This is a genomic window from Kribbella sp. NPDC050820, from assembly GCF_040653975.1.
In the GTDB taxonomy this organism is placed as follows: domain Bacteria; phylum Actinomycetota; class Actinomycetes; order Propionibacteriales; family Kribbellaceae; genus Kribbella.
Map to the genome: position 1 here is coordinate 1 of NZ_JBFAHB010000146.1, position 7,501 is coordinate 7,501.

At 69.8% G+C, this 7,501-nt stretch carries 7 protein-coding genes; 1 reads left to right on the top strand and 6 read right to left on the bottom strand.

Annotation, left to right across the window (positions count from 1 at the left end; genetic code table 11):
• Window positions 1–101: 101 nt before the first annotated feature.
• From AB0H36_RS47570 to AB0H36_RS47595, 6 genes are all read right to left on the bottom strand, one after another.
• Window positions 102–1,076, bottom strand: coding sequence for a threonine/serine dehydratase (locus AB0H36_RS47570; RefSeq protein ID WP_360538872.1), 975 nt, complete (start codon window positions 1,074–1,076; stop codon window positions 102–104).
• 10 nt (window positions 1,077–1,086) lie between these two features.
• Window positions 1,087–1,896 (bottom strand): ABC transporter ATP-binding protein, encoded by an 810-nt coding sequence (locus tag AB0H36_RS47575; RefSeq protein WP_360538875.1) that lies wholly within the window; start codon window positions 1,894–1,896, stop codon window positions 1,087–1,089.
• A 10-nt stretch (window positions 1,897–1,906) separates the two neighbouring features.
• Window positions 1,907–2,935 carry an iron ABC transporter permease gene (locus AB0H36_RS47580; protein ID WP_360538878.1) on the bottom strand — a complete coding sequence of 343 codons (1,029 nt, stop codon included), beginning with the start codon at window positions 2,933–2,935 and terminating at the stop codon, window positions 1,907–1,909.
• A 75-nt stretch (window positions 2,936–3,010) separates the two neighbouring features.
• On the bottom strand, window positions 3,011–4,084 hold the full coding sequence (locus AB0H36_RS47585; protein ID WP_360538881.1) for an iron ABC transporter permease: 1,074 nt from the start codon (window positions 4,082–4,084) through the stop codon (window positions 3,011–3,013).
• A 7-nt stretch (window positions 4,085–4,091) separates the two neighbouring features.
• Entirely contained in the window at window positions 4,092–5,111 is a 1,020-nt protein-coding gene (locus AB0H36_RS47590) for a Fe(3+) dicitrate ABC transporter substrate-binding protein (protein ID WP_360538884.1), read from the bottom strand.
• 28 nt (window positions 5,112–5,139) lie between these two features.
• Window positions 5,140–6,321: a C45 family peptidase gene (locus tag AB0H36_RS47595; RefSeq protein WP_360538887.1), complete on the bottom strand. Its 1,182-nt coding sequence runs from the start codon at window positions 6,319–6,321 to the stop codon at window positions 5,140–5,142.
• Between the two features lie 127 nt (window positions 6,322–6,448).
• Here AB0H36_RS47595 and AB0H36_RS47600 point away from each other — a divergent pair, with 127 nt between their 5' ends.
• Window positions 6,449–7,390, top strand: coding sequence for a MurR/RpiR family transcriptional regulator (locus AB0H36_RS47600; RefSeq protein WP_360538890.1), 942 nt, complete (start codon window positions 6,449–6,451; stop codon window positions 7,388–7,390).
• The last annotated feature ends 111 nt before the right edge of the window (window positions 7,391–7,501 follow it).

Here is a 7,501-nt window from a genome sequence, read left to right on the forward strand (position 1 = left end):
CACCTCTGTGCCGTGTGTTAAACCCCTTCCCCCCCCCCCATAAACCGGCCCAGCCCCCCCCCCCCGGGGCGGGGGCTCCTCGGGTGCTTCGGCGGGAGGGATTACGCCAGGGCGGCCACCAACGTGCCGGCCGAGATGTTGCCGCCGCAGGACACTACGGCGACGCGCTTGCCTTCGAGCTCGGTACGGCGGGCCCGCGCCGCCGCGAACGCCATCGCGGCGGACCCTTCGATCAACTGGTGCTCGGTGTCGATCACCATCCGCAGGGCGGCGCTGATCGCGTCCTCACTCACCAGCACCCAGTCGTCGACCAACTCACGGCACAGGTCGAACGTGATGCTGCCCGGCTCGACGCTGCCCGCCGTACCGTCGGACAACGTCTCCTGCGCGTCGACCTGGACGATCTCCCCGGCCCGCACGGACGCGGCCATCGCGTCGTCGCGGACCGGCGAGGCGCCGTACACGCGGATGTCGGGCAGGTGCTTCTTGAGGACCGCCGCGACCCCACTGACCAGGCCGCCACCGCCGACCGCGACGACCACCGCGTCGAGCGGCTCCCCGCCCAACTGCTCGAGGATCTCGACCGCCACCGTCCCCTGCCCGGCGATGATGTCCGGGTCGTTGTACGGCGGGATGTAGGCCAGATCGTGCTCGGCCGCGTAGGCCCGCGCCTTCGGCTCGAGCACGCCGGAGTCGTTGCCCTCGGCATGTAGTTCGAGACCGAGCCGGCGCAGTGCGGCCACTTTGCTCGGTGACGCGTTCTCGGGCAGATAGACCAGGCCGCGGCCGCCGAGCGTCGCCAGCGCGTTCCCGACCCCGAGGCCGTGGTTGCCGGTCGAGGCGGTGACCACGCCGCGTTCGCGCTGCTCGTCCGTCAGCGTCAGGATCTTCGCCATCGAACCACGGGCCTTGAACGAGCCGGTGCGTTGCAGGTGCTCGCACTTCACCAGCACGTCTGCCCCGAGCTCGTCGCTGAACGCGCCGAACCGGACGAACGGCGTGGGCGGCAGGTGCTCACGCAGTCGCGGCGCGACCCGTTCGGACCGCTCGGCGACTTCCGCAGGGCTCAACGTCATGCAGTAACTCCTATCCGGTTGCCACTGACAGCTCGGCCCGTAGGCCGGCCCTCAGCGGGATACACATCGGCTTGCCACTGACCGGGTGCGGAACGACCTTCGACTCCACCCCGAACACGTCCCGGATGATGTCGCAGGTGAACACGTCCTCCGGCGATCCCTGGGTGACCAGGCTGCCGGACTTCATCACGAACACGTGGTCGGCGTACTCCGCGGCCATGTTGAAGTCGTGGAGCACCATCGCCACCGTCTTGCCCTGCTCCTGGTTGAGCTGGTGCAGCAGGTCGAGCACCTCGAGCTGGTAGGCGACGTCCAGGTACGTCGTCGGCTCGTCGAGCAGGATCAGGTCCGTGCCCTGGGCCAGGCACAGCGCGATCCAGACCCGCTGCCGCTGGCCACCGGACAGCTGGTCCACGTGCTGGTGCCGCAGCTCCGCCGTACTGGTCACCTGCATCGCCCACTCGACAGCTTCCTTGTCGGCGGGGCTCGGGACCTTCAGTGAGGCCCGGTGCGGATGGCGGCCGAACCAGACCAGGTCCTCGACCGAGATCGACTCGGGCGTGACCAGCACCTGCGGCAGGATCGCGAGCAGCCGGGCCACCTCCTTGGTCGGGGTCTCCTGGATCGACTTCCCGTCCAGGATCACACTTCCCCGCTGCGGAGGCAGCAGCCGGGCCAGGGCCCGCAGCGCGGTGCTCTTGCCGGAGCCGTTCGGCCCGATCAGCACGCTGACCTTTCCGTCCGGGATGGTCAGGGTGAGGTCGCGAGCGATGACCCGCTGGTCATAGGCGAGCTGGACGCTCTGTGCCTGCAGACGCATGGCGGTTCTCCTACTTTCCGGTCTTCACGAGCAGGTAGAGGAAGTACGGTCCGCCGACGACGGCTGTCACCAGCCCGGCGGGGATCTCGAGCGGTGGGGCGATCCCGCGGCCGAGCATGTCGGCGAAGAGCATCAGCAGTACGCCGAACAACGCCGCGGCCGGAATCGACGCGAGGTGCCGGCCGCCGAACACCCGGCGGGCCATGTGCGGGGCGATCAGGCCGACGAAGCCGATCGTGCCGGACACCGCGACCGCGGCCGCGGCCAGCGCGACCGAGAACAGCAGCAACGTCCGGCGCGTCCGCTCGACCGGCTCGCCGAGCCCGGCGGCGAGGTCGTCACCGAGCCCGAGGACGTCGAGCTTGCGGCTCCAGATCACGATCAGCGGCACCAGGACCAGAACCCAGGGCAGGATCTCCAGCACCGACCGCATCGACCGGCCGAACAGGCTGCCGGTCAACCAGATCAGCGCCGCGCTCACGTCGAGCGGGTTGCGCACCAGCAGGAACCGGATCCCCGCCTCGAAGGCCGCGCTGACCGCGATCCCGACCAGCGCGATCCGCACCGGCGTCGCGCCCCGGCGGTAGGCCAGCAGGTACACCAGTGCAGCGGCCGCGAGGCCGCCGACGAAGGCTGCCGGTACGACGGCCACGACCGGGATCCCCGGGATCGCGAGCAGCAACAGCATGCCCGCGAACCCGGCGCCCTTGGTCACGCCGACGACGTCTGGTGCGGCGAGCGGGTTGCGGATCACGCCCTGCATCACCGCGCCCGACACACCGAGCGCGATCCCGACCAGCCAGGCCAGCAGAACCCGCGGCAACTGGAACTGCGTGACGATCTGCGCCGCCTGGTCGGTCGTGTTGCCGATCACGGCGTTGAACACGTCGCCCATCGACACCTCGGTCGCGCCGACGCTGAGGCTGTAGAAACTCAGCACCACGGCCAGCACGCCGAGCGATCCCATCAGGACACCGGGATAACGCTTGGCCAGCGACGTACGCCGTACGTGCTGCGCGACTATCGCCGTACTACTCATCGACGTCCTCGCTTCGCTCCGGGCGCCGATGAGGCACAAGTGGACTGAGCTGGATGATGAACTCGCTACGCTCGTTCATGAGCTTGTCACCTTCTGTCGGCGAGCGAGGTAGACGAAGATCGGAGCGCCGAGCAGCGCGGTGACAACACCGGCCGGCACCTCGAACGGCGGCTTGACGTAGCGGGACACGATGTCGGCGTAGAGCACGAGGACGCCGCCGGCCACCGCGCACAGCGGCAGCAGGACCGTGTAGCTGGAACCGACCAGCCGGCGCATGATGTGCGGCACGATCAGGCCGATGAAGGCGACCGGACCGGCCACCGACACCGCCGCGCCACACAGCACGATCACCAGCGCCGACCCCATCATCCGGGTCCGCTCGACGTTCTGGCCGAGCCCGCGGGCCATGTCGTCACCGAGCGCCAGCAGGTTCAGCGGCCGGGCCATCGCGAACGCTCCGAGCAGGCCCAGCACCAGCCACGGCAGCAGGTTGCGAATGTCCGCCCACGAGGCGAAGTTGACGCCGCCGACCAGCCAGAACAGCACGCTGTCGGCCGAGTTCTCGTCGAAGATGATCAGCACCTGCGTCAGCGAGATCAGCAGGCTGCTCGCCGTGACACCGGCCAGCGCGAGCCGGATCGGGCTGACCCGGCCGCGCCCTGATCCCGCGAGCAGCATCACCGAGACACCCGCCGCGGCAGCGCCGCCGAACGACAGCAGGATCGTCGGCGCCCCCGACAGCGACGGCACCACGGTGATCGCGAGGACGACGACGAACACCGCGCCGGCGTTGACGCCCATGATCTCCGGCGCCGCGAGCGGGTTCGCGGCGACCGCCTGCATCAACGCACCGGCGACCGCCAGGGCGGCGCCGACGCAGAGCGCCAGCACCACCCTCGGCAGCCGGATCGCCTGGATGATCAACTCGTCGGGCTGATCGGCCTTGACGATCGCGCCCGGGATCCGCGACAACGGAATCGGCTGGCTTCCGATCGACAGGCCCCACACCACGCCGGCCACGACCACCACCAGCAGCGCCAGCGTCACCCAGGTGACCCGCTGCCTGTTCGTGACGATCTTCGGACGCTTCCGGGTGGCGGCGTCCTCGGCCGGCCTGGGCCCTGGTCTGGACGCAGTGCCTACGGACATGGCCGGTTCACTTCCCGTAGAGGAGCTTGACGGCTTCCTTGGCGACGACCTCGGACGCGATCAGGCCGCGCGACCGGGACCACTCGTTCGGGTCGACGTCGTACGACGCGTTGTTCTTGACCGCCGGGATCTCCTTCCACAACGGGCTCTTCGCCCAGGTGTCGCGCAGCGTCGGTCCGTCGTTCGGGGCGATGAACATGACGTCCGGCTTGGTGGCGACCAGGGTCTCCAGCGTCAGCGAGACCGACGCGTCACCGGACTCGTCCGGCAGCGGCGACTCGATGCCGATCACGGCCAGCACGCCCGGCGTGTAGGCCTTCGGCGGGAACCCGGTGAAGCCCTTGTCCGACGCGCGGACGAAGAGCGCCTTGCGGCTCTCGTCGGCCGGTGCGACGGCCTTCAGGTCGGCCATCGTCTTGGCGTGCTCGGACAGCCGGGTCTTCATCTCGTCGCACTTGTTCAGCGCGATCGCGGTCGACATCTCGCTGTCCAGCACCTGCTGGTAGTTGCCGTTCAGGCTGGCGTACGCGATCGTCGGCGCGATCTTGGACAGCTGCGCGTAGATCGCTTTGTGCCGACCGCTGTCGGCCACGATCAGGTCCGGCTTGAGGGCGGTGATCACCTGGATGTTCGGGGTGGCGCGCAGGCCGACCGACTTGTACTCGCCGACCTTCTCGCGCAGGGCGGGGATGATCCGCTTGGGCTGGTCGTCGTCGGCGACCCCGATCGGCGACATGCCGACCGCGACCAGGGCGTCGACGAAGGAGTACTCCAGCGCCACCACCTTGGTCGGGCTGCCGGTCACGGTGGTGGTGCCGAGGTCGTGCTTGACGGTGCGGGTCGGTTTCCCGCACTGGTCCAGGTTGACGTCCGGGCTGACACCCTCGGCGGCCGCGGCGCGGTCGGCGTTCGGCGCCGCGCCGGTCGCGGGCGAGGACGAGCCGCCGCAGCCGGTCAGGGCAGCCGCGGCGGCGAACAGGGCGAGGGTGGCGACAGTACGCCGTACCTTCGTGGCGGAGTGGGACATGGCACGTTGCTCCTTGAGCTGAAGCAGGTCAGCGGATGCCGGCGAGGACTTGCGCCGGCCCGGGGACGTCGGGACGGTCGGCGGCGCCGGGGCCGTCGTACAGGTTCCACGGGAGCTGCTGGTAGCTGTTCGCACACGGCAGGCCCGGGGTGAGCCGGTAGGTGCCCGTGGTCAGATCGACCAGGCTGGACACGATGGTGGCGTAGCGGTCGAGCTCGTGCCGGCGCGGATCGACGTGCTGGCAGACGGCGTCGGGGTGACCGAAGTGGTCGCTCATCGTGGTGCGCACGAGCTGAGCGAGGTGCTCTTCCGTGGTGCCTTCGCGGCGGATCCGGTCGAGGCCGGTCTCGACCCGCGGCACCCGGTAGAGCGAGTCGACCGAGAACGGCTGGTAGGTGTTCTCGAGCTGCGGTGGGACGAACGCCTGGAAGTGGTTGCCGTGCACCAGCAACCCGTCGGTCGGGTACATCCAGGCGTTGCGTCCGGGCGTGGTTTCGACATCGATGGCGAAACCGTCGGAGTGCGTGAGCAGCAGATTGCTGGACAGGGTCTGGCGGGCGTCGAAGATCGCCTTCAGCGCCTCGTGGAAGTCCCAGCTCTCCAGCACCTTGCGGCGGACGAACGCGCCGGGAACACCGAGTCCGGTGCCGAAGCCGGCGCCGAGACCGTTGGCGTTCAGGGCGATGCCCGCCGAGTTCGCGCCGTGCCGGCCGACCTGGCCGGCCTCGACGTGACACAGGATCGTGGGCTTGCCGGGCTGCGCGATCCGGACCGCGACGACGGTGTCGGCGACGCCGGCCCACAGGTCCCAGTTCTGCCCGGCCCAGGTGCGGCCGAGCGGGTTGGCCGCGGGCAGGATCGCGAACGAGGTGCAGCCCTCGTCGTCGTCCGGCCCGGCTTCGCGAGTCGCGAACGGGTTGCCGCGGGTGAGCTCGCCGCGGCTGTTCAGCGCGACGATCTCCTCGAAGGTACGGCCGGAGCCGTCGGCGATCCCGCGCAGCTCGGGCACGATGCCCGGCAGGTAGCCCTCGATGATCGGCACCCAGGCGCCGGCCCGCTCCTGCACCTCCGGCCAGCGCAGGCCGGTCTTGTGGGCCACGGACTCGGCGTAGAAGGCAGTCGACGCGGCGATCTGCTCGCGGGCGGCCTCGCCGTACTGCCGGCCGCGTTCCCGCGGGTCCGCTGCCGAGATGTCGATGGTTGCGATCACGGATGCTCCCTGACGTGCCGTCCGTTGTGTTTACTACGAATATTCACTTGACGGTAGTGATTGCTACAATCGCTGTCAACGGTTGGCCGGGTGAAATGATTGAGCCGACTCGGACGGAGGGACCCTTGTGACCACAGCGGAAACCAAGCCGCCCACCCTGCAGGAGCGGGTGGCGGCGCGCCTCGGCGATCTCACCGCGACCGAGCGGAAGGTCGCGGAGTACCTGTCCGCGCACCCGCAGGAGGCCGCGTTCTCGTCCGCCGAGGAGCTCGGCCGTGCGACCGGCACCAGCGACGCCAGCGTCGTCCGCACCGCCAAGGCCCTCGGGTACGACGGCCTGCCCGGGCTGAAGCGTTCGCTACAGGGCCACCTGCAGACCCTGCTCACCCCGGCCAACCGGCTGAGTGCCAGCCTCGAGAACGTCGGCGACGGACCCGAGGGCGTGCTGCGGGCGATCCTGCGCGATCACATCGAGCACCTGACGATGGCCGAGCAGCTCATCGACCCCGACGAGTTCCGCCGGGCGGTCGAGCTGATCCACGGCGCCCGGGAGACGGTGGTCTGCGGGTTCGCCGGCCTGGACGGCGTCTCGGAGTACATCGCCACGCACCTGACCCGGATCGGGCACCGGGCCCGGATCGCGACCGACACCGGGTACCGGCTGGCGGACCGGATCCTGCTGCTCAGCGCCGAGGACGTCGTCATCGTGATGGCGCACAACCGGCTGAACCGCGAGGCCCGCATCGTCCTGGACCAGTGCACGGAGTCCGGTGTGCCGGTCATCCTGGTGACCGACACCCTCGGTGAGGCGTTGCGTGACGAGGTGGCCGTCGTACTGTCCACCCGGATGAGCCGCCCGGGCACGTTCACCAGCCAGGCGATGGTGCTGATCCTGCTGGAGGCGCTGACCATCGCCGTCGCCGCGCACGACCGCGACCGCGCGCTGAGCAACACCGAACGGATGAACCAGCTCCGCGAACAGCTGAACGGCTACCCGCTCGCCGACGAGACCATCCTCGGCCTCCCCCGCACCGCCGTACCCCGGCCGAAGCCCCGCAGGAAGAGTTAGGTCGTGTCTGGTAATTCCGCGCCGTAGCGAGCAGGTGCTCGGTGCGGTGCATCGGCGTGCTGGAACGGAGGTCTCGATGCGGAGCATCGTGGCCTTCGGGCCAGTGCGGCG